Annotated in this window: 20 protein-coding genes and 1 pseudogene; 5 read left to right on the top strand and 16 right to left on the bottom strand. The window is 65.9% G+C overall.

The features are described 5' to 3' along the window. Positions 1–32: 32 nt before the first annotated feature. Entirely contained in the window at positions 33–515 is a 483-nt protein-coding gene (locus HNP02_RS14690) for a hypothetical protein (RefSeq protein WP_184439907.1), read from the top strand. Positions 516–533: 18 nt separating this feature from the next. Further along, a pseudogene (locus tag HNP02_RS42720) lies at positions 534–695 on the top strand (CAP domain-containing protein); the annotation flags it as partial. Between the two features lie 132 nt (positions 696–827). On the opposite strand, the gene HNP02_RS14685 reads toward HNP02_RS42720, so the two are convergent. Further along, on the bottom strand, positions 828–980 hold the full coding sequence (locus HNP02_RS14685) for a hypothetical protein (RefSeq protein ID WP_184439539.1): 153 nt from the start codon (positions 978–980) through the stop codon (positions 828–830). 272 nt (positions 981–1,252) lie between these two features. On the opposite strand from HNP02_RS14685, the gene HNP02_RS14680 reads away from it, so the two are divergent. Next, the gene (locus tag HNP02_RS14680) at positions 1,253–4,714 is read left to right on the top strand and encodes a serine/threonine-protein kinase (protein WP_184439537.1); all 3,462 of its coding nucleotides are present in this window, start codon (positions 1,253–1,255) and stop codon (positions 4,712–4,714) included. 4 nt (positions 4,715–4,718) lie between these two features. Here the strand turns inward: HNP02_RS14680 and HNP02_RS14675 are convergent, their stop codons facing one another. The 3 genes from HNP02_RS14675 to HNP02_RS14665 form a co-directional block, all read right to left on the bottom strand. Continuing rightward, positions 4,719–5,108 (bottom strand): DUF2834 domain-containing protein, encoded by a 390-nt coding sequence (locus tag HNP02_RS14675; protein WP_184439535.1) that lies wholly within the window; start codon positions 5,106–5,108, stop codon positions 4,719–4,721. A gap of 24 nt (positions 5,109–5,132) precedes the next feature. Next, positions 5,133–5,915, bottom strand: coding sequence for a hypothetical protein (locus tag HNP02_RS14670; RefSeq protein WP_184439533.1), 783 nt, complete (start codon positions 5,913–5,915; stop codon positions 5,133–5,135). Positions 5,916–6,039: 124 nt separating this feature from the next. Beyond that, positions 6,040–7,203, bottom strand: coding sequence for a LuxR C-terminal-related transcriptional regulator (locus HNP02_RS14665; protein WP_184439531.1), 1,164 nt, complete (start codon positions 7,201–7,203; stop codon positions 6,040–6,042). A 119-nt stretch (positions 7,204–7,322) separates the two neighbouring features. Here HNP02_RS14665 and HNP02_RS14660 point away from each other — a divergent pair, with 119 nt between their 5' ends. Together HNP02_RS14660 and HNP02_RS14655 are read left to right on the top strand one after the other, a co-directional pair. Beyond that, complete coding sequence (locus HNP02_RS14660) at positions 7,323–8,456, top strand: acyl-CoA dehydrogenase family protein (RefSeq protein WP_184439529.1); 1,134 nt, start codon at positions 7,323–7,325, stop codon at positions 8,454–8,456. Between the two features lie 23 nt (positions 8,457–8,479). Continuing rightward, the gene (locus HNP02_RS14655) at positions 8,480–9,385 is read left to right on the top strand and encodes an SDR family oxidoreductase (RefSeq protein ID WP_184439527.1); all 906 of its coding nucleotides are present in this window, start codon (positions 8,480–8,482) and stop codon (positions 9,383–9,385) included. Positions 9,386–9,394: 9 nt separating this feature from the next. Here HNP02_RS14655 and HNP02_RS14650 read toward each other — a convergent pair whose 3' ends face one another. The 12 genes from HNP02_RS14650 to HNP02_RS14595 are packed head-to-tail and all read right to left on the bottom strand — an operon-like array spanning position 9,395 to position 21,045. Continuing rightward, positions 9,395–10,411 carry a phosphotransferase family protein gene (locus HNP02_RS14650; RefSeq protein ID WP_375373674.1) on the bottom strand — a complete coding sequence of 339 codons (1,017 nt, stop codon included), beginning with the start codon at positions 10,409–10,411 and terminating at the stop codon, positions 9,395–9,397. Further along, complete coding sequence (locus tag HNP02_RS14645; RefSeq protein WP_184439523.1) at positions 10,408–11,340, bottom strand: hypothetical protein; 933 nt, start codon at positions 11,338–11,340, stop codon at positions 10,408–10,410. The genes HNP02_RS14650 and HNP02_RS14645 overlap by 4 nt, the downstream gene beginning before the upstream one ends. Beyond that, positions 11,337–12,185: an enoyl-CoA hydratase/isomerase family protein gene (locus HNP02_RS14640; RefSeq protein WP_184439521.1), complete on the bottom strand. Its 849-nt coding sequence runs from the start codon at positions 12,183–12,185 to the stop codon at positions 11,337–11,339. Before HNP02_RS14640 ends, HNP02_RS14645 begins: the two co-directional genes overlap by 4 nt. Positions 12,186–12,187: 2 nt before the next feature. Further along, positions 12,188–13,000 carry an enoyl-CoA hydratase/isomerase family protein gene (locus HNP02_RS14635; RefSeq protein WP_184439519.1) on the bottom strand — a complete coding sequence of 271 codons (813 nt, stop codon included), beginning with the start codon at positions 12,998–13,000 and terminating at the stop codon, positions 12,188–12,190. Continuing rightward, on the bottom strand, positions 12,997–14,118 hold the full coding sequence (locus HNP02_RS14630; protein WP_184439518.1) for an LLM class flavin-dependent oxidoreductase: 1,122 nt from the start codon (positions 14,116–14,118) through the stop codon (positions 12,997–12,999). Before HNP02_RS14630 ends, HNP02_RS14635 begins: the two co-directional genes overlap by 4 nt. A 16-nt stretch (positions 14,119–14,134) precedes the next feature. Beyond that, on the bottom strand, positions 14,135–14,911 hold the full coding sequence (locus tag HNP02_RS14625; RefSeq protein ID WP_375373673.1) for an enoyl-CoA hydratase/isomerase family protein: 777 nt from the start codon (positions 14,909–14,911) through the stop codon (positions 14,135–14,137). A 42-nt stretch (positions 14,912–14,953) separates the two neighbouring features. Further along, positions 14,954–15,712: an SDR family NAD(P)-dependent oxidoreductase gene (locus HNP02_RS14620; RefSeq protein ID WP_184439514.1), complete on the bottom strand. Its 759-nt coding sequence runs from the start codon at positions 15,710–15,712 to the stop codon at positions 14,954–14,956. Between the two features lie 33 nt (positions 15,713–15,745). Next, positions 15,746–16,687 (bottom strand): hydroxymethylglutaryl-CoA lyase, encoded by a 942-nt coding sequence (locus HNP02_RS14615; RefSeq protein WP_184439512.1) that lies wholly within the window; start codon positions 16,685–16,687, stop codon positions 15,746–15,748. Continuing rightward, the gene (locus HNP02_RS14610; RefSeq protein ID WP_184439510.1) at positions 16,684–17,910 is read right to left on the bottom strand and encodes an acetyl-CoA hydrolase/transferase family protein; all 1,227 of its coding nucleotides are present in this window, start codon (positions 17,908–17,910) and stop codon (positions 16,684–16,686) included. The genes HNP02_RS14615 and HNP02_RS14610 overlap by 4 nt, the downstream gene beginning before the upstream one ends. Continuing rightward, on the bottom strand, positions 17,907–19,112 hold the full coding sequence (locus tag HNP02_RS14605; protein WP_184439508.1) for a thiolase family protein: 1,206 nt from the start codon (positions 19,110–19,112) through the stop codon (positions 17,907–17,909). Before HNP02_RS14605 ends, HNP02_RS14610 begins: the two co-directional genes overlap by 4 nt. Further along, positions 19,112–19,879 (bottom strand): SDR family NAD(P)-dependent oxidoreductase, encoded by a 768-nt coding sequence (locus tag HNP02_RS14600; RefSeq protein ID WP_184439506.1) that lies wholly within the window; start codon positions 19,877–19,879, stop codon positions 19,112–19,114. Before HNP02_RS14600 ends, HNP02_RS14605 begins: the two co-directional genes overlap by 1 nt. After that, the gene (locus HNP02_RS14595; RefSeq protein ID WP_184439504.1) at positions 19,879–21,045 is read right to left on the bottom strand and encodes an acyl-CoA dehydrogenase family protein; all 1,167 of its coding nucleotides are present in this window, start codon (positions 21,043–21,045) and stop codon (positions 19,879–19,881) included. Before HNP02_RS14595 ends, HNP02_RS14600 begins: the two co-directional genes overlap by 1 nt. Positions 21,046–21,138: the final 93 nt, after the last annotated feature.

Below are 21,138 nucleotides of genomic sequence, written 5' to 3'. Positions count from 1 at the left end.
ACGAAGTTGAACGGCCCCGAAGTGCACGGCGCATTGGCTGGTCGCGGCTGGCCGCCTACGTGCTCCTGCCGGGATTGGCGCTGATCGTCGCATCGGGTGCGGGCTATCTGAAGTGGCAGGGCGGCGCCCTGCGCGAGGAGCAGGCAACCCAGCCACAAACCGTGCAGGCTGCGGTCGAAGGCACCATCGCGCTACTGTCATACCGCTCCGAGACCGTGGACAAGGACCTCGAAGCGGCCAAGAGCCGTCTGACGGGAGCTTTCCTGGACTCGTACTCCACGTTGACCCGTGATGTGGTGATTCCGGGCGCAAAGCAGAAGCAGATATCGGCGACGGCCACCGTCTCGGCCGCGGCGCAGACGTCGGCGACCGCGACTCACGCATCGGTGCTGCTGTTCGTCAATCAGTCCGTCGTCGTCGGTAAGACCGCGCCGACCAACACGGCGTCCAGCGTCCGCGTCACGGTCGACAAGATCGACGGCCGTTGGCTGATCTCACAATTCGACCCCGTGTGATGTCGACCCTGAAGATCAGCCATTGATCCGGCCCTGGCGATCAGCGGCATCGAACTAGTCAATCAGTCGTATTACGACCCGGCATATCTCGCGATCATGCAGAACTGCGCGTACACCAAGATCGGCGTGTGGTCACAGAACAGCATTGATCGTACGGTCGCATACGGACCGCCTCGATAGAGCAAATGGCCTCACTCGCGCGGACAGCCCAACAGCGCAGATAGGCAAAGGTGCGCCTCCGAAGAGGCGCACCTTTGCCTACCGAACACCTTGCGCTGTGCCGCGTCCCATGGCTCTGCGGATTCGCGTGGGCTAGGACAACGCCGCGGCCGGCTGTGCCCTGCGCATCCTGGCGACCGCGCGAACTCCGCGGAGACTCCGGTGGACTACGGCGACGAGCGCCGGGATGAGGGGAGGGGAGACGACCATGAGGAGGAAGGCGATTGCGGTGAAGTACTGCGACATGTTCTAGGTCTCGTTTCCGCTCGGTGGGTTTGGATCCTGAACTTCACGGCGCTTCGCGCACCGCCTGCGTGATCCTGTTGTTCTCCAAGTGTGGTCACCTTTCCGCTGTTGCGCGTCTCCTCATTGAGCGGCTCTTGCCTCTCGAAGGGGGCAATTCGATCGTCGACGGTGGTGCCGAAACGTCGTTGCGGGCAGGTCGGCCGCAGTACGCTGCAACAGCCGCAGCAAAGGTAAAGCGGAGGTAGCGCTTGTCGGGCGAGCGGGGAGTATCGATGAGCAGTCCTGACGACACACAGCGCAGGCTCGCTACCGGAATCGTCGCCGAACTCGAGGCAGAGGGTTACGAAGATGCGCAGCCAGTGGGCCGCGGCGGCTTCGGCGTCGTGTACCGCTGCGGGCAGCCGTCATTGGACCGCGTCGTGGCGATCAAGGTGCTCAACTCCGATCGAGATGACCCCGACCTCGAGGATTTCGCCCGTGAGCAGCGTGCGATGGGACGGGTGTCGGGGCATCCGAACATCGTGCCGGTCCTCCACAGCGGCCTGACCTTCGCGGGCCGTCCGTACATCGTGATGCCCTATCACAGTCGTGACACGCTGGGCTCCTGGATAAAGGGACATGGACCGCTCGAGGTCAACGAGGCGTTGACGATCGGGGTGCGATTGGCCGGTGCGCTGGAAACCGCTCACCGAGCCGGCGTTCTTCATCGGGACATCAAACCGCCCAACGTCTTACTCACCAATTACGGTGAACCACAACTCGGAGACTTCGGCATTGCGCGCATCGCGGGCAGCCGTGAAACGGCGGCGAACGTCTTGGTCGGATCCCCGTCGTACACCGCGCCCGAGCTGTTCGAGGGACGTGCCGCATCGGTCGCCGCCGACGTGTATGGGTTGGCTGCGACTGTCTTCACACTGCTCAATGGCGAACCCCCGTTCGTGTTTCGGCCAGGCGAGAACCCCGCCGCATTCGTTCGTCGCGTGCTGGCCGGTCCGATTCCAGATCTGCGGGCCAAAGGTGTGCCCGATCCGGTTGGCTCGGCATTGGAGGTCGCGCTGGATATCGACCCCGTGCGGCGCCCCGGTTCTGCCGCGGCATTCGGGGAGATCCTGCGTGAGGCAGGCGCCCACGTCGGGCTCAGCATCGCCGCTGTTCCGCTCGAGTTGGCGCCCTCGCAGGCCGAGGCAGATGACGCGGTTTCCGACGTCGGCATCGCCGCACGTGGGCACTCGGGCTCGGGCCGGCGGGCGCATTACCCGCCGAGCGCGCCGACGCGGTTTCGTCCACCCACCTTCACTCGACCGACCGTTCGGCGGCACCGAATCCTCGAGCGCCTCGGCTCGGGACGACGGCCGAAGCTGGTCCTCATTCACGCCCCGGCCGGCTATGGCAAGAGCACCGTGGCTGCGCAGTGGGGCGAAGCCCTCACTCGAGGCGGTCTGAAGGGCGCATGGTTGGCCATCGACGGCGACGACAACAATGTGGTCTGGTTTCTCGCGCATCTGATCGAGGCGATTCGGCGCACGATGCCCGACCTCGCCGACGCGCTACAGCAGGAGTTCGAAGGGCATGTGGACAACGCCCAGCAATACGTGCTCAATGCCTTGATCGATCGACTGCACTGCGACAAGGAAACCCTGGTGCTGGTGCTCGACGACTGGCATCGCGTCGATGACACCGAAACCGCGAAAGCGCTCGCCTATCTAGTCGAAAACAGCTGCCATCACCTGCATTTGATTGTCGCAAGCCGAACCCGCACCGACCTTCCCCTCAGCACCCTTCGAGTTCGGGGTGAGCTCATCGAGATCAATGCGACGCATCTACGCTTCGACAGCGCCGAAACCGAGGCGATGCTGGTCGACCAGGGTGGCCTGCACCTGACCGCAGCGAACCTGGCCGAACTGGAGGAGTGCACAGACGGCTGGGCAGCTGCATTACAGCTGGCGTCCTTGACGCTGCGTGATCGGGCTGATCCGGCCGCGCTCATCGAGCATCTGTCCGGACGCAACGAAGCATTGGGTGAGTACCTAGCGTCGAACGTCTTGGACAGCCTTGAACCGGGCCTGCTCGACTTTCTGCTTGCGACGTGCATTCCCAAACAGATCTGCAGCGGACTGGCCGCCGCGCTGACCGGCGACCCGCGCAACCGAAGCCGCCTCGAAGAGATCGAAAGACGTGACCTGTTTCTTCGCAGGACCGACGCCGAGGGAACATGGTTCGAATACCACCACCTGTTCGCCGAGTACCTGCTGCAGCGCCTCGAGCGGGACGCAGAGGATCGGATACCGCAGCTGCACCGAAGAGCAGCGCAGTGGTTCACCGAACACCACATGCTCAGCCAGGCCGTTGATCATCTGATCCTCGGCGGCCAGGCTCTGCAGGCGGTGGACGCCGTCGAGCGCGCGGCCACCGACCTGATGGAACAGTCGCAGATGAGCACGTTGATCGGGCTCGCGGCCAAGCTGCCTGCCCAACAAGCCGATGCCCGCCCCAGGCTTCAAGTCGACCTTGCGTGGGCAAACGTCGTCCTTCACCGGCTGGCCGCCGTCGAAGAGGCACTTCGGCTAGCCGAGGTAGGCATGGACTCGGCTACGAAGGTCGAAGAGGGCGATCTGCGCGCCGAAATGGACCTGATTCGAGCGGTTATCGCCGCGTTCCAGGACCGTGTCGGCAGCCTGGCTGAAACCGCCGTTGAGGCGTGTGTCGACAGGTCAGACACACTGCGGCCCTTCATACTTTGCCGCGCAGCCGACCTCGCATCATTTCGGGCGCTCCGGGCGTTGGACTTCGATGACGCGCTTCGATGGCAGCGGTGGGGACGTCAATTCCACGATCGGATCTCAGGCACGCTGAGCGTGAGCTACGGATACTGTTTTGCCGGGATTGCCGCCAACGAGCAACTCGACATTGCAGGCGCCGAAGCGCACCTGCGCCACGCGATGCGCATCGCACTATTGCCGTCCGGTCGCCCCACCTATATCGCAAAGCTTGCCGGAGCCTTGTTGGGGGAGCTTTTCTACGAACACGGCCAACTCGACGAAGCCGAACTACTGCTCGACGACGCATACGCTTTGGGCGCCGAGGGCGGAATCGTCGACTTCATGCTCGCCAGCTTCGGAACTGGAGCGATGCTGAAGTTCGCTCGCGGTGACGCAGCGGCCGCGCACCGCCGACTCGCCGAGGGGCTCGACATCGCCAAGACTCTGCAACTCCCGCGACTGCAGGCTCGGCTTGTGAACGTCAGTGCCCGGATTGCCGCCCTGTCGGGGATGCCGATCGACGACTCTCTGGCGCTGCGGATCACCCATTCGCAGTCTGAACGCCCGGACGAACTCGATGGCGTGACAGCCGAACTGATTGAAGGCACACAGATCCGAGTGCTCCTGCAAGCCGGGACGCCCGAGGCGCTGGATGAAGCATGCGCGCGGGCCCGCGCTTGCCGTGATCGCATCGATCAGCACGATCGCCCCCGTGCCCACCTCGGCGCAAGTCTCCAATTCGCGCACTGTCTCGGCGTGGCAGGCGACCACGACGAAGCGGTCCACGTCCTGTATCCAGCGCTGAGAACCTGCGCCGCGCTTGGGCTTAGCCAGTTGCTCCTCGATGAGGGACCGCAGATGATCCGCCTCGCGCAGGACGCGATTCACGCGAGCGGGTCCAGATCCCCGGATCAGTTCACGCAGGAAAACGTCCGCGATTTCGTCTCGAACCTGTCCGACGCGTCAAGCGTTTGACACGTCACGTGGCAGGCTGGACGGCCGACTCGGGTGACGGGGCATGCTTGTCGAGGTAGCGCTCGCGGACGACCAGGTACACCGGGAACGCCATCGAGACGCCGATGTAGGACAACGCCACGAAGGCCCAGCCCCACTTGTACCCCAGCCCAATCCTCTTGCTGTCGGACACAACCCACACCATGAAGACCAGCCAGGCGATGGCCATGTCGATGCTCAGGAAGGCGGCGGTGCCGCCTGCCGCTATTGCGTCACCGAAGAACTCGATCGGGTTGAGGATGTTTCCGCCGGCCGCCATCCAGGAAAATGCATGCGGCCAGGTCAACACCAGCGCCACGGCGCCGGCGGCGATGTAGAAGCCGTGACGAATGTTTGTGGACGTGGTTGCGGCCATGAGCAAAGCTCCCTGGGTGATTGTCTACGTGGGATGCGGCACTTCTGCATCAGCACTCGCCGATTTTTGCGGCAGAAAGGATGACTCCATGCGCACCAGCACGACCGCGAAGCTGATGCTGAGCATGGTTGCCGCAGCGGTCAGCGGTGTCGAGGGGTGCTCAAGGTGTACGGCGATGATGGTGGGCCAACCCGCGCCGAAGTTGACCCCGAAGAATGTGATTGGAAACAGGACGAACAGGATCAGCAGTTGCCGCTGACGGGTGCAGCGGGCACGCAGCTGCGACGCTGCCACCGCGAAGCAGATCACTTGAGCAGCTTCGAGCACACCAATCACCAACGGGTACTGCAAGATCCGGAAGACATGTGGACCCCAGTAGGTGTAGAGACCGCCGTTGATGCCGACCATCTCGAACGCGGCCGATTCGAGCAGCGTGATGCCGGCCAAGACGAACAGCTTGTTGCGGGTCATCGTTCCGCGGGCGATCTGGTAGGCGATGTAAATTGCCGGGGCGGCGTACAAGACCACATAGCCACTGTGCGTCCAGATCGGCTGCGGGATGTCGAACGCGGTGAAATGCGTCCACATGCCCGCTGTCGAGTAGAAGTACAGCATCATCGCCACGTCGTAGAGCGGCTCGGCAAAGGCGCCGAGCATGGCGGCCAACACCATGAGCGCGTAGAACGGCGTGCGCTCGCGTATCCCCATCCGAATGGCCAGCCCGAGGATCACCGCGGTCAGCGCCCAGCTGCCATACGTCAGGATCGCCTGCGTGGTGAGGTTCAGCTCGTGATCGACCGGCGGCACACGGTCACGGTATGCGCACATGGCGCCACATCGCGTCCCTCGGCGAGGGGCTTTTCGATCCCTCTGAGGAGACAGGCGATTGTCGGTCGGGATCGCAAGCCCGTTACCGGCCCAACGTCACCGGTCACCTGCCAAGCTGGTGGTACTTGGTGACCGCGTCGGTCCGGTTGGCCGCGCCCAGCTTTCGCAAGATGTGTTTGACATGTGATTTCACGGTGCCCTCCGCCACGAACAGACTGAGAGCGACTTGCGCGTTGGTCTGACCAGCGGCCATCCCACGCAACACGTCGATCTCTCGGGCGGTCAGGTCGCGAAGGTGTCCGCCGGCCGGGCCGAACGTGGGATGTCGCAGCGGGTCTGATGTCTGCAGCAGCTGCTCCACCGGCGCGGAGGCAGAGCCGGCGCGGTCCATCACGTCGAGGGTGAAGTCGTCGGCCAACGCGGTCGCCGCACGCAGGTGTTCGTCGGCGGCTCTGCGCATGGCTTGGAGCCGGTCCATCATCAGGTTGCGCTCGAACGCAAGACCGAGACCCTCGGCGAACATTGCGAGGACATCGCGGTCGACCTCGTGGACACCGGGTCGTTCGGTGCTGCGGTCGGCGTGCAGCAGCCCGATCGGCCTGCCCCAAGTCGACACGGGTGCCGCGACGTATCCGGCAGTTTTGGTCACCGCCGCCAATTCGGGGTGAACGCGCGGGTTGGACTGAGGGTCGCGCACCAGGATCGGAACTCCGCGCCGCACCATCTCACTTTCCATCAGGGGCCCGCTGAGGCGTCGTGGATTGGCCGCACCGACGGCCACCATCGTCTGGGCGAACTCCTCGTCCTCGTCCGCCCACGCCGAGCAGGCGATCCAATTGCCATCGCGGATCCGCGAGAACAGGATCCGGCTGAATCCCATCCGGTGCGCAGCGGCGGGCGCGCGCTCGGCCAGCGACGCCACCGTCGCGACGCCACGCAGGCTGCCGAGTGCTTCCTGCGCGCCGAGCACCATCTCGGTGTGCCGGGCCAGAATGGCGTCCTTCAGCGAAACTTGCGCCAGTTCTGAGCGCAGCAGCAACGCGGCGATCTCGCCGTGACATCCGTCGTGCGGTGCGACGAGGGAACCTTGGAGGTGCTCGCACAACGCCCGCCGGGCCGCGGATAGTGCCGCATCGGCGGCTTGCAGATCGGCGTCGCCGAAGCTGGCGCAGACTTCACGGCCGTCGAGCACGTGTTGGGTCAGGCGGACGATCTCGCGCGCGCGCTCGATGTCGTCGGCAGCGCGGTCCATGTGTTGTGCCAGCATCACTTCTCCTCCGGTGTGACGGGCACCACAAGCCTGCGCGACCATCGTCTAAATGTCAAACGTTTGATATGGTCAGACCGAAAGCTCTTTCGTTTGACGATGAGAGGCACGGCGCCGAGATGTTCACCACCGATCAATTGGAATTCGCCGCCGCGATCGAGCACTTCTGCGCGAAGAACTGCGCCACGGCACGACAACGCGAGGCGCTCACCGACGACGGACGGCTGTCGAACAGTCCCAAGGTGCTGCGAATGTTCGCAGAGCTCGGCTGGCTCGGGGTATCGCTACCCGCCGAGTATGGCGGTGGCGGCGCGGGGATGGTCGAGGAGTGCATCTTCCTCGAGGAGACCGCGCGGGGGCTGGCCCCGATCCACGCCTACGGCACCGGGCTGACCGCCGCGCAGACCTACCTGCGCCACGGCGACGAGCAGCAGAAGAAGGAAGTGCTGAACAACCTGTGCAGCGGTCGCTTCGAGGCGATCGCCCTCTCCGAGCCAGGCGCGGGGTCGGATCTGAGTGGCGTGACCACCAAGGCGGTGCGCGACGGCGATCGGTTCGTGGTCAACGGCCAGAAGACCTGGATCACCGCGGCGCACCTCGCCGACCATCTCCTGGTGCTCACCCGCACCGACTCCAGCGCCGGCAAGCACGATGGGCTGACGCTGCTCTACCTGCCGACCGACTCGCCGGGACTCGACATCCGGCCGATCGAGACCATGGACGGCCATACCGTCAATGACGTGTTCTTCACCGACGTGTCGGTACCGGTGGCCAATGTCGTCGGCGGAATCGGCGACGCCTGGCACCGGTTGATGCGCGGGCTCAACGTGGAGCGGCTCATCATCGCGGCGATGTCACTCGGTGCGGCACGCCGGTCGCTGGAAGACGCCATCGCCTATGTGCGCACCCGTGAACAGTTCGGCAAGCCGATCGGCAGCTTCCAGGCGGTCCGGCACAGCATCGCCGATCTGGCCACCGAGGTCGAGTATTGCAGGGCCTTCGTCTACCACGTAGCCGCCCAGATCGACGCCGGGTTGGAGGACCAGTTGGCCCGCGAAGGCTCGATGGCCAAACTGAAGTGCACCGAAGTAGCCAAAATGGTGGCCCTGGAAGGCCTTCAGCTGATGGGCGGCAACGGCTACACCGTGGAGTTCGGCATGGAGATGCAGGTGCGCAAGGCCCTGGCACCCCCGATCTATGGCGGCGCCAACGGGATTCAGCGCGAAATCATCGGCAAGAGTTTCGGATTGTAGATCGACGAGAAGGAAGTACGGCCATGGGCGCAACGACGCGCGACATCTTCGCACCCGACCTGTTGTCGGACAAGCGGATCCTGATCACCGGCGGCGGAACCGGTCTCGGCCGGGGAGTGGCGGCGCGACTGGTCAAGTACGGGGCCGAAGTGCACCTGTGGGGGCGCCGCGAAGCTGTGCTGGCCGCGGCCGCCGAAGAGGCCTCGGTCGGTCGGGAAGGAGCGGCGCACTATCGAGCCGTCGACGTGCGGGATTCGTCGGCGGTCGACGCCGCGGTTGCCGAGATCTGGGAACGGCACGGGCCGCTCACCGGGCTGCTCAACAACGCCGCGGCAAACTTCATCGCCCCGACCGCCAGCCTCAGCCAGCGTGCCTTCGAAGCGGTGACGTCGACCGTGATGACCGGGTCGTTCAACACCACGGTTGCCGTGGGCAAGCGTTGGATCGCCGCCGGTCTTCCCGGCGCGGTGCTGTCGAACCTCACCACGTGGGTTTGGTCCGGGTCGGCATTCGTGGTCCCGTCGGCCATGGCCAAGGCGGCGGTGCACGCGATGACGATGTCGTTGGCGGTGGAGTGGGGGCGATACGGCATCCGGGTGAATGCCCTTGCACCCGGGCCCATTCCGACCGAGTACGCATGGGAGATGCTCAATCCGACGGACAAGAGTTCAGTCGGCGCCACGCAGGAGGACCAGATCCCACTCGGCCGCTCCGGAACCATCGAGGAGCTCGCCAACCTCACCATCTTCGCGTTCTCGGATGCCTGCGACTACCTGACCGGTGAGACCATCGCGATGGACGGCGGCCAGCGGCTGGCCGGGCCGAACACCTTCGCCGGCCTCACCGCGATGACCGATCAAGACTGGGCCGAAGCTCGTGAGCGGAGCAAAGCCGCGTCCGAGTCTGCCAAGGCACAGCGATCGGTGTAGTCGCCGGTTCTACGCGTCGCAGGCCAGCCGCTCGCCGGCAGCCAGGAACGATGGCACCAACTCCGGATCCGCATAGTAGGGGTCGCCGATCTCGCCCTCGAACCGCCGGCGGCTGTACTCGTAGAGTGCGGCGAGCTTGTACATCGCCAGCGTGGCATACCAATTCACCCCGGACACATCGGCCCCGGTGCCGTCGGCATAGCGGTCGAGCAGCTCCACCCTGCCCGGATAGCCGGGCTCGAGCACTGCGGTGCCCATCGCGGAGGTCGGAACCAGCGGCTCACCCCGGGCCGGGTACGACGCCAGCAGATACCCCACGTCGGCGAGCGGATCGCCGATGGTGGCGAGTTCCCAGTCGAGCACTGCGGCGATGCGCCCGGCTCCGATGTCGACGATCACGTTGCCGATGCGAAAGTCGTTGTGAACGATCGATGTCGCGGAATCGGGCGGCAAGTGTGCATGCAGCCAATCGTCCAGCGAAGCAAACTCTTTCGGCACTTCTCCGTCGACTGCGATCAGTGACCGCATTCGGCGTAGCTGCCGAGCGTTGAACCCGTCGGGCCTGCCGAAGTCGCCGAGGCCGACCTCACGCCATCGCACCCCGTGCAGCGCGGCGAGGGTGTCCACCAGTGATTCGGCGATTCGCCGTCGTAGTTGTTCGTCGTCAGGTGGCGCCGGCGTTGATTCGGTGATGACAGCCCCGTCGACGAAGTCCATCACGAACACGGGAACGTCGAGCAACTCGTCGGCGGCTGCGGTCGCCAACACTCGGGGAGCTGGGACGTCGGTGGCGGCCAGCGCGGCCAGCAGTTGCGCCTCCCGCAGCACGTCATGCGCACCGGGTGGCAGCGGGGGAGGCGGTGGTCGCCGCACCACGACACGTGACTGGCCGTCCGATACCAAGAACGTCAGGTTGGAATGGCCGTCACCGATCGCAGCGGCGGTCACCGTCGGGCCGCAGAGGCCTCGTTCGGCCAGGAAGCGGCCCAGCTGCTCCAACTGGTCGCCAGACCAGGTCCACATCAGGGGCCCTGCGCCGACAGATAGTCCAGATAGCTTCCTTGCCAGTGGGTTTCGAACTGTCCTGCACCCTGTTCGCCGTCGATGGCCGCGCGGCAGGCACCTTCGCGGATCACCGTTTGCAATCGGTCATGGGTGGGCAATTCGATTACCCCGAAGACGTCGAGTTCGAGTTCGGTCCTGGCGCCGGTGACGTCGGTCAGGGTCGCCAGGAGCCGACGCTGGCGCATCTGTTCACCGTATTCGGTGTGCTGGTCGATGTGCCGAATCGGATATGTCACCCCGTCGCGCACCACGTACCCGGCGAAACCCCATTCGCCCTTCGCGATCCAGATCCATCCATTGATCGCCCTGCCCGATTCGGTGTAGGCGACGAACCACTTCCAATGTTGCGGTACCCCCCAGTCGCGTACTCCCCAGGAGTGATCGCGATGACCCATGCGGTCCCACAGGATGTGGCGGCCGGCGACCTCGATCCCGCCGCGCACCCGCCCGGTTTGCTCGATCCGGTTCGTCGCGAACCACGACGGCAGGCCGTCCGGATTGCTGTGATAGCTGAACGCTTCGTGAATGCCGTTGAAGGCGAACTCGATTCGCACGCCATCGCGGTCGTAGGTCATCAGGCAGGATTTGCGCAATTGCGGCTGAGTGAGGGTCAGCCCCTCGAACGCGAACTCGTCCAGGTCCGTATGGTCAGCTATCTTCCCGCGGTGCTGGTGCATAGCCAGTGGTCGCTCGTCCGGGCCCCAGACGCAGACGTTGTAGCCGGCCGTCCCCCTGCCGGTGAGGTAGAGGTAGACCTGCACGCTGAGTTGTTCCTCTGGCATGGTCAGCTGCCAGAACAGGCTGTCGCGGGTTCGCTCGCCGGCGACGGGTCGGTGCCGCAGGTCATCGGTGGGCCGCAGCCCGGCGTCGAGCTTTCCTGCCGCGGTCATCGCGCCTCGCCAAGGAGATCCGTCAGTGCGCGACCGGTCGTCGGTACCTGTACCGCCAGCGCCTGGCCGCGGTTTTCCAGCTCCAACGCAGAATGGAAGGAGTTGATCTCCATATTGCGGACAAACGCGTTCTTCGTGGACCTCACGCCGTCGTCCGAATTGTCGGCGATGGTTACGGTCAGCTCGAGTGCCGCGTCAAGCGCGGTGCCCGTCTCGGTGAGCCGGTCGGCCAGCCCCATCCGGAATGCCTCGGCGGCTCGAACGGTCCGTCCGGTGAACGCCAGCTCCGACGCCCGGCCCGGACCGATCAGCCGGACCAAGTTCCACGACGTGCCGAGTTCACCGATGGACAACCCGACGCGAACGAAGCCCGCGCTGAAACTCGCGGTCTGGTCGGCGATCCGGATGTCGGCGGCCAGCGCCAGCGACAGCCCGCCGCCGGCCGCGGGTCCACTGACGGCGGCGATCACCGGGTACGGCAGTGCGCGTATGCCGGTGGAACCGGCCGCCGCGGTCTCCACCAGGTCGGTGAAGTCGGAAACCGATAGCGTGGTGATGATCTCGACCTCGTCAAGGTCGAAGCCGGTGCAGAACGCCTTGCCGCCCGCGCCGGTCACGATGAGTGCCCGCAGCGGCGCGTTACGCAAGGTCGCGGCGGCCCAGGCGATCTCACCGAACATCTCGACGGTCTGGGAGTTCGCCCGATCGGGTCGGTTGACCGCCATCACCACGACGCCGGGATCATGTTCGTCGAATGTCAGGGTGCGCGCCGTACGTAGCTCGTCGAGCACGTCGGGCAACGGGCGGCGTGACACCCGATTCCAGCGGGTTGAGGCGGTGCTCATGCTCACCGCCCGGAGAAGTTCGGTGCGCGCTTGGCCTTGAACGCCTCTAACGCCTCGGTCATGTCGTCACATCGCGTCAGCAGCGCCTGTCCGCGGTTCTCGAGCTCCAGCGCCGCCGCGAAGGAGGCGATTTCCATGTTGGCCTGCAGTGCACGCTTGGATAATCGGATGCCACCGGGGGAGTTGGCACTGATTTGACGCGCCATCGCCAATGACTGGTCCAGCAAGTCGTCCGGGCCGGTGACCCGGTTGAGCAGACCGAGCCTCTCGGCCTCCTCGGCGTCCACGATCCGTCCGGTGAAACCGATCTCGGCAGCGGCCGACGGACCGATCAGTCGTGGCAGCAGCCAGGATGCGCCCAAATCGCCTGCGGACAGCCCGATGCGGACGAACGCGGCGTTGAACTTCGCCGCAGGTGATCCGAGCCGGATGTCGGCCATCAGTGTCAGCGACATGCCGCCGCCGGCGGCCGGTCCGTTGACTGCGGCGATCACGGGAACCGGGACCGCTCGCACGGCGCTGAGAGCGCGGGCGGCGCGTTCCTGCCGGTCCAGCATGCCCAGCGCGGACAGAGTCGGGAGCTCCTTGGCTTCGTCGAGGTCGTAGCCCGCACAGAACGCTCTGCCCGCACCGGTCAAGATCAATACCCGGATGTCATGGTCGTCACCGATCGCCCGCGAGACTGATTCCAGTTCGTCGAACATCGTCACCGTCATCGCGTTGAGACGACTGGGCCGGTTCAGCGTCACCTGGACCACGCCGTCCGCGGGCGAAGCGAGAAGCAATGTCTCATAGCGCCGTTCGAGATCAATCATGAAACGAACTCCGATCGTTCGATATTGCCGCTCGCGGTCGAGGCCGACGGGCGGCCCAGCAGATCACGAATTCCGGCCAGGATCTGCCTGGTGCCGTGCAGCGTCTGCTCGTCGGACAGTCCCCAGGGCGGCGCGATCGCGTCGACGTGATCGAATCCCTGCGAGGCCGCCAGGAGCCGGGTGGGAAAGTCTCCCGGGGTGCATGCGATGGCGATCGCGTCGACGGCCGCCTCGGGTACCGCCCTGACGAGCGCAGCGGCGTCGCGGTCCCGCGCGGCCTCGCGGATTCGTTCCTGGGCGGCGGACCAGCCGTGTAGGGCGAAGAGCCGGTCATAGACCCGCGAGGCGGCGTACTGCCCGATCGCGAATGCCGCGTTCCGTCGGGCCGCTTCCTCGTCGTCATCGATCGAGCAGATCCGGATGCCCGTGACGGCGATCTGCTCGACGTGGCGCCCTGCCTTGTTTGCACCCGCGGAGAGTTCCGGGCGCACCACCTGCTCGACGTAGTCGGTGCTGAACATTGGATGCCCGATGAGCCCGTCGGCCACGCGGCCGGCCGTGCGGATCATCACCGGGTTGACCCCGGCGATCCAGATCGGCAGGTGGGCGCGCAGCGGTGGGGACACTTCGCCGCCGGGTGCGACGTGCATGGTGTAGAACCGGCCGTCGTGGTGCACTGGCCCCTCGTGCAGCCGCCATAGCTTGCGCAGCACGGTGACCAGCTCGGCCATCCGGGCCGCGGGGGCCTCCCCGCTGACGCCGTGCCAGCTCTCCATCATCTTCGGCGTGCCGTTGCCGAGGCCGAGGATCAGCCGTCCGCCCGACAGTTCGTCGAGATCCCTTGCCTCGGCCGCCCAGATCAACGGCGATCGCCCCACGCCGTAGGCGATGTTCGACCCGATCAGCACCCGACTCGTCGTCGCGGCCAGCACCGCCATCGGTATCGTCGCCGAGCGGCTGTAGAGCTCGCTCGTCCACACCGCAGCGCAGCCAGCCGCCTCGGCCTCGCGGGCCAGTTCCGTCATGGTGTCGAACCGCTTCCGCCCGCTGCCGCAGCCGAATGCGTTGATACCGTAAGACGTCGGCACCGGGCCGCCAACGCGTGGTGTGAAGTTCATCGAAAGGTCTTTCTGATCAGACGAATTCGGGAGCGCGCTTGTCGATGAAGGCGCGGATGCCCTCGACCGCCTCGCCCCGCTCGAACAGCTCTTGGATCTGGTCGACCTCATACCGCAGGCCGTCCGCCAGCGGTCGGTCGAACGCCGCGTCCACCGTCCGTACGACCGCGCGCTGCGCGGGCGACGAGGGTCGGCAGAGTTCGTGGGCAAGTTCACGCGCCGCGGTGGTGGCCGTACCCGCAGGCACGAGTCGGTCGACGAGCCCGATGCGCAGCGCTTCCTCCGCGTCGACGTGTCTCCCGGTGAGCATGATGTCCAGCGCCCGTCCGCGACCGACCAAGCGGGGCAGTCGCTGCGTGCCACCCGCACCGGGAATCAGGCCGAGGTTGACCTCGGGCAGGCCCATTCGTGAGCCCGCGCCGGCGACGCGCAGTGTGCACGCCATCGCCAGTTCCAGTCCGCCTCCCAGTGCCAGCCCGTCGATGGCGGCTACCGACATCGCGGGGTGGGCGGCGAGGCGTTCCACCGCCGCACGCAGTTTGTCCCCGTATTCGGCGAACGATGCGGCGTCGACCGAGGACATGTGCTTGATGTCGGCACCGGCAGCGAAAAAGCTGTCAAGCGCGGAGGACACCACAATCGCCTTAGCGGGCAGTGAGTCGGCGGCATCGAGTCCCGCGTGCAGGCCCTCGATGATCGGCAGCCCCAACGCGTTGGCCGGCGGGCGGTCGAGCGTGATCTCGACAATTGATTCCTCGGCGTGCCAGGTTACCGGTGAACCGTTGTGGGACAACATCGTTGATGTACCTCCTAGTTTAGTGTGCGACGGTGACGGTCACGCCATGGTGAGGCCACCGCTGACGGACAGCGTCTGACCGGTGATGTACCCCGCAGCGTCGGACGCGAAGAAGGCGACCGCGGCGGCGATGTCCGCCGGCTCGGCCAAGCGCTTCATCGGCACCGAGCGGGTCATTCCGCCGATCACCTTGTCGGCGTCTTCGCCCGAGCGATCGGCGAACTTGCGCAGCGCAGGGGTATCGGTGGGGCCGGGGCAGACCGTGTTTGCGGTGACTCCCTTGGTCGCCACCTCACGGGCGAGGGTCTTCGTGAACGCGATGATGCCGCCCTTGGCGCCGGAGTAGACCGCTTCCAGGGACGAGCCGACGCGGCCGGCGTCCGAACCGATGTTGATCACCCGTCCGAATCCGCGCTCCACCATGCCGGGCACGACCGCGTGGATGACGCGTAGCGCGCCCTTGAAGTTGATGTCAAGGATCTTGTCCCAGAAGTCCTCTGAGGTCTTCAGGAATGGCATGAAGTCGTCCCAGCCGGCATTGTTCACGACGATCTCGATGTCCCCCAGTTCGGCGACGACGGTCGTGACCGCGCTGCGCACCGATTCGGTGTCCGTTACATCGACGTGGACCGCGATGGCCTCGCCACCGGCGGCGGCGATGCGCTTGGCGGTGGCTTCTGCCGCCTCCAGGTTGAGGTCGGCTACAGCGACGCGAAACCCGCTGGCGCCCAGGGTTTCCGAGATGCCCTGGCCGATGCCTTGGGCTCCGCCGGTGACGAATGCGACGCGGTTGCTCATGTTGTATCTCCTCGCGATGTGTTGGTTGTATGTCTACCGGCAGGACGGAGCGTCTGTCGTCGGTTCCCAGTCGATCGGACCTGCGACGATGGAGTGACTCGTCAGTTTGCGTCCGAGTACTTGCTGAGCGGCGCGGGCGGCGTCGATCATCGCCGGGAGCGACACCCCGGTGGAAACGCCCATCTCCTCGAACATGCTGATCAGATCCTCCGAGGCGATGTTTCCGGTGGATCCGGCTGGTACCGGGCAGCCGCCGAGTTCGCCGAAGCTGGACTCGAAGCTGGTGCAGCCGACCTGCAGTGCCGCGTATGCGTTGGTCAGTCCCTGGCCGCGGGTGTTGTGGAAGTGGGCGGTGACCTCGACCCCGGGCAGCCGTTCGATGGCGGCGGCGAAGAACTCACCGACATAGGCGGGGTTGGCCATGCCGGTGGTGTCACCGAACCCGACTTCGGTGGCGCCCGCCGCGGCGAACTGCTCGGCGATGTCGAGCACCCGGTTCATCGACACTCTGCCCTCGAAGGGGCATCCGTACGAGGTGGCGATGACGGCGGCGCAGCGCAGGTCTTCCGCGACGATGCGTTTCGCGATGATCTCGTTGTCGGCCATGGACTCGGCGATGGTCCGATTCACGTTCTTCGTGTTGTGTGTCTCCGACGCACTGACGAAGATCGCTACCTCGGAGAAGGTTTCGCGCACCTTGAGTGCGTTGTCGAGGCCCTTGCTGTTTGGCACCAGCACCATCAGCGAGACGTCGTCGGGCACATCGATGCCGCGAAGCACCTCGATGCCGTCGGAAAGCTGCGGGATGACGTCGGGGCGCACGAAACTGGCCACCTCGATTCGTCGCAGGCCGGTGCGGGCCAACCGGTTGATCAGATCGATCTTGTCGGCGGTGGCGATGGTTTCGGGTTCGTTCTGGAAGCCGTCGCGCGGCCCCACCTCGCGGATGTCGACGTGTGCGGGCAATCCGTTCACAATGTGCTCCTTTCGCGATCGAGCTGTTCGCGGAACTCGGGGGCTGCGATCGCGGTCAGCCTGCGTGCTCGCTCATCGATGCTGCAGCCGCGCAGGTGCGCGACGCCGTACTCGGTGACGACGGCGTCGACGTCGGAACGCGTGGTGGTGACCACCCCACCCTCGAGCGTGGTCTTGATCGTCGAGGCGCCCCGCGAGGTCGCCCGCAGCGCGAAGATCGATCGTTTGCCGGTCAGCGCTGCGGCCCTGGCGAAGTCGACCTGGCCGCCGACGGCACCGACATACACGCCGCGGCTGACCTCGGCGCCCACTTGGCCGCTGACATCGACCTCGACGGCGAAGTTGATCGAAATGAGTGAGCGCAGACGCGAAAGCACCTGCGGCGCATGGGTATAGCTGGTCGGCAGGAACAGCACCGGCAGATCGCCGGCGCGTCTGTATAGATCGGCCGATCCCAGCGCGGTGCCCACGACGACCTGGCCGGTGTCGATCTCCTTGCGCCTGCCGGTGACCACGCCCTTGTCGATCAGGCGGAGCAGGCCATCGGTGATCATTCCGGTGTGGAAGCCCAGATCCTCGTGCCGGGTCAGGGCGTCGATCACCGCCGTGCCCATCGACCCGACGCCGAGTTGCAGGGTGTCGCCATCGTCGACGAGTTCGGCGATCTGGGTGGCGATGACGCGCTCGGCCGCGCCGGGCGCCCGCAGCGCATCCTCTGGAAGCGCGCGGTCGGTGGCGATGGTGGCGGCAAACCGATCGACGGGTATCCGCGGGGTTCCCCTGGTAGCCGGCATCTGGGCGTTCATCTCGGCGATCAGCACCGGAGTGTGCGGAATCGCGTCGGCCACGTAGTCGACGCCGACGCCCAGCGAGCACATCCCCTCGGCGTCGGGCGGCGATACCTGCACCAGGCCGACGTCGCAGGGCAGCCGGTGCTCGGCGAACATCCGGGGCAGTGCCGAGTAATGGCACGGAATGACTTCGAGGCGGCGCAACCGGCTCAGCTCACGCAGCTCGCCGAGCCCGCCGTAGGACACCATCGACATTCGAGCGGGCATGGTGACGGCGAGCTGGTCGTTCCAGCTGAGCCCGGTGAACGTCCGGATGGGGCCGATCTTGGCGCTCTGCGCGATCAGTGCGTCGACCAGTGGACGTGGTTCGGCGGCCGCCTGGCCCCACCAGACGCCGTCGCCACGCGCCAAGAACGTGCCGAAGTCGATCACGTCGTCGGCACCCGCTGGATGAGTGTGCCGGTGCCCAATCCGCCCCCGCAGCACATGGTTACCAGGCCGAGGTCGGCTTCGCGACGTTCGAGCTCGGCGACCAGGGTGGCGATCAGCCTGGCGCCGGTGGCGCCGACTGCGTGGCCCAGCGCGATGGCTCCGCCATTGACGTTCACGCGGTCGACGTCGGGATTCAGCTCACGCTGCCAGGCCAGCACCACCGAGGAGAACGCCTCATTGACCTCGAAGAGGTCGATGTCGTCGATGGTCAGGTTGTTGCGCTGCAACAACTTCTGGGTCGCAGGGATCGGCCCGGTCAGCATGATGACCGGGTCGACACCAACGGTGGTCTGGTCGACGACGCGGGCGCGGACTCGCAATCCGAACCGGCGGGCGGCGCTCCCGGAGCACAGCAGCACCGCGGCGGCTCCATCGCTGATGGGCGAGGACGACCCGGCGGTGATTCGCCCGCCCTCCTTGCGGAACGCCGGCTTCAGGTTGGCCAATGTTTCCACGGTGGTCTCCGGGCGCACGCATTGATCGGCGTGGCGGAGCTGGCCGTCGAGAGCCAATGGCACCATCTCGGCGTCGAACCGGCCGTCGGCGATGGCCTTGGCGGCGTTGTGGTGCGACCGCGCGGCGAAGGCATCAATCTCCTCGCGGCCCAGCTGCCAGCGGTCGGCGATCAGCTCGGCGCTTTCGCCCTGGTGCACGAAGCCGTACTGGTCGCGCAGCTCGGCGGGCCAGGGATCGCCGTACAGTTCGGCGATCTTGCCGGGCGAGTCAATGGGGATGTGGCCCATGTGCTCCACGCCGCCGGCGATCACGACGTCGTGAGTGCCCGAGGCCACCAGTGCCGCAGCCATTTCCACCGCGGTCTGTGCCGAGCCACAGCGCCGGTCCAGCGTGGTGGCCGGTACCTCGGGCGGATACCCTGCCTGCAGCCAGGCATTGCGGGCGATGTTGCGGGACTGTTCACCGAACGGGGCCGTGCAGCCGATCACCAGATCTTCGACCGCTGCGGGCTCGACCCCGCTGCGCGCGATCAGCTCGCTGTAACAGGCGGCCAGCATCGCGTTGGGATGGATGTCGCGGTACCACCCCCGCTCGGGATGTGATTTGCCGGTCGGGGTGCGAACGGCTTCGGCGATGTAGACATCGCGGCCTGTCGAGGCGAATGGTCCGGTCACGTTGTGGCTCATCAGATTACCGTCCCGCCGTCGACCGGCAGCACCTGTCCGGTGATGTAGGACGCGGCGTCCGAGGCCAAGAAGACAAACGTCGGTGCGACCTCGTCCGGGAAGGCCCAGCGTCCCAACGGGATCCGGGCCAGGGTCTTGGCGGCCAACTTCTCGTTGTTGCGGATGTTCTCGGTCATCGCCGTGGCCGCCAGCGGCGCCACGGCGTTGACGGTGATGGATTTGCGCGCCAGCTCGCGCGCCAGCGATTTCGTCAGGCCGACGATGCCGGCCTTGGCGGCCCCGTAGTTGGCCTGGCCGATGGTCCCGGTGAGCCCTGCCGCGGACGTGACGTTGATGATGCGCCCGGTGCCGTCGGTCGGCAGGTGTGCCAGCGCCGCCTGGCTGCACACGAAGCTGCCCACGAGGTGGATGTCGACGACGCGGCGAAAGTTCTCCTCCGACATGTCCTCGAACATGGCCGGCGCGATGGCGCCGGCATTGTTGACCAGGATGTGCAATGCGCCGCCGCCCAGGTCGGCCGCCGCTGCGGTGGCTTCGGTCGCCGCCGCCGAGTCGCGCACGTCGAGGACGAATGGCTGCGCGGTGCCGCCGGCGGCGGTGATGGATTCCGCGACGGCCACCGCGGCGTCCTTGTCGACGTCGGTCACCAGCACAGCTGCCCCCGCCGCGGAGAAGGCGCGGGCGATCGCCTCACCGACGCCGCCGCCCGCACCGGTCACCAGCGCCGAGCGCCCGTCGAGCCGGAAGACGTCACGGTCCTGGGTCATCAGTAGCTCCTCGGCAGACCCAGGACGTGCTGCCCCAGGTAGTTGAGCACCATTTCCTGGCTGATCGGGGCGATGCGCGTCAGCCTGGCCTCGCGGAAGTACCGCGCCACGTGATACTCCTCCGAGTACCCCATGCCGCCGTGGGTCTGCAAGGCGCGGTCGGCCGCGTCGAAGGACGCGTCGGCACACAGGTACTTGGCCGTATTGGCCTCGCGCGCACAGGGTTTGCCGTTGTCGTAGAGCCAGGTGGCCTTGCGCAGCACCAGCTCAGCAGCGTCCAGGCGGGCCAACGAGTCGGCCAGTGGAAATTGCAGTCCCTGGTTCATTCCGATCGGCCGGCCGAACACCTCACGCTCGTTGCCGTAGCGCACCGCCGTACGCAGCGCGGCGCGGCCTATGCCCAGCGCCTCGGCGGCGACCAGGCAGCGCTCGGGGTTCAGGCCGTCGAGAATGTAGCGGAAACCCTCGCCTTCCTCGCCGACGCGGTCCTCGACGGGAATCTCCAGACCGTCGATGAACAGTTCATTCGAGGTCACTGCGTTTCGGCCCATCTTGGCGATGGGCTTGATGTCGACCTTGCTGCGATCCAGGTCGGTGAGGAACAGGGTGAGCCCATCGGTCTTGCGGGCGACGTCCTCGAACTTCGTGGTGCGGGTCAGCAGCAGAACCTTCTCCGATTCCACTGCCTTGGAGATCCACACCTTGCGGCCATTGACGATGTAGCGATCACCCTCGCGGCGGGCGAAGGTGGTGATCTTGGTGGTATCCAGTCCGGCGCCGGGCTCGGTGACGCCGAAGCAGACGTGCAGGTCACCGGTCACGATGCGGGGCAGCGTGCGGGCCTTGAGTTCTTCGGACCCGTGCACGATCACCGGATGCATGCCAAATATCGACAGGTGCATCGAGCTGGCAGCGTTCATCCCGCCGCCGCTGGCCGCAACTTCCTCCAGCAGGATCGAGGCCTCGGTGATGCCGAACCCGTGGCCCCCGTATTCCTCCGGCGTGGTGATGCCGAGCCAGCCGCCCTCCGCGAACGTGTCGTAGAACTCCGTCGGAAACTCGTGAGCCTGATCCTTGGTCATCCAGTAGTGATCGTCGAACTTGCTTGCCAGTTCAGCGACCGCGGCGCGGATCGTCTGCTGATCCTCGTTCAACTCGAAGTCCACATTGATCTCCGCTCCACGAACCTTGAATAGTTAACCTAAGTTCGAATTATACTAATGGACAGACCAAAATGGAAGTCCGCCTGGCGCAGTTCG

The sequence above is a fragment of the Mycobacterium sp. AZCC_0083 genome (assembly GCF_014202335.1).
Taxonomy (GTDB): domain Bacteria; phylum Actinomycetota; class Actinomycetes; order Mycobacteriales; family Mycobacteriaceae; genus Mycobacterium.
This window is presented reverse-complemented; position numbering and strand designations above follow the sequence as displayed.

Bases quoted from the DNA above. Each gene is read 5' to 3' on its own strand.
- HNP02_RS14685 (WP_184439539.1), bottom strand. From the start codon at position 980: ATGTCGCAGTACTTCACCGCAATCGCCTTCCTCCTCATGGTCGTCTCC.
- HNP02_RS14680 (WP_184439537.1), top strand. From the start codon at position 1,253: ATGAGCAGTCCTGACGACACACAGCGCAGGCTCGCTACCGGAATCGTC.
- HNP02_RS14675 (WP_184439535.1), bottom strand. From the start codon at position 5,108: ATGGCCGCAACCACGTCCACAAACATTCGTCACGGCTTCTACATCGCC.
- HNP02_RS14665 (WP_184439531.1), bottom strand. From the start codon at position 7,203: ATGCTGGCACAACACATGGACCGCGCTGCCGACGACATCGAGCGCGCG.
- HNP02_RS14660 (WP_184439529.1), top strand. From the start codon at position 7,323: ATGTTCACCACCGATCAATTGGAATTCGCCGCCGCGATCGAGCACTTC.
- HNP02_RS14655 (WP_184439527.1), top strand. From the start codon at position 8,480: ATGGGCGCAACGACGCGCGACATCTTCGCACCCGACCTGTTGTCGGAC.
- HNP02_RS14645 (WP_184439523.1), bottom strand. From the start codon at position 11,340: ATGACCGCGGCAGGAAAGCTCGACGCCGGGCTGCGGCCCACCGATGAC.
- HNP02_RS14640 (WP_184439521.1), bottom strand. From the start codon at position 12,185: ATGAGCACCGCCTCAACCCGCTGGAATCGGGTGTCACGCCGCCCGTTG.
- HNP02_RS14635 (WP_184439519.1), bottom strand. From the start codon at position 13,000: ATGATTGATCTCGAACGGCGCTATGAGACATTGCTTCTCGCTTCGCCC.
- HNP02_RS14630 (WP_184439518.1), bottom strand. From the start codon at position 14,118: ATGAACTTCACACCACGCGTTGGCGGCCCGGTGCCGACGTCTTACGGT.
- HNP02_RS14620 (WP_184439514.1), bottom strand. From the start codon at position 15,712: ATGAGCAACCGCGTCGCATTCGTCACCGGCGGAGCCCAAGGCATCGGC.
- HNP02_RS14605 (WP_184439508.1), bottom strand. From the start codon at position 19,112: ATGAGCCACAACGTGACCGGACCATTCGCCTCGACAGGCCGCGATGTC.
- HNP02_RS14600 (WP_184439506.1), bottom strand. From the start codon at position 19,879: ATGACCCAGGACCGTGACGTCTTCCGGCTCGACGGGCGCTCGGCGCTG.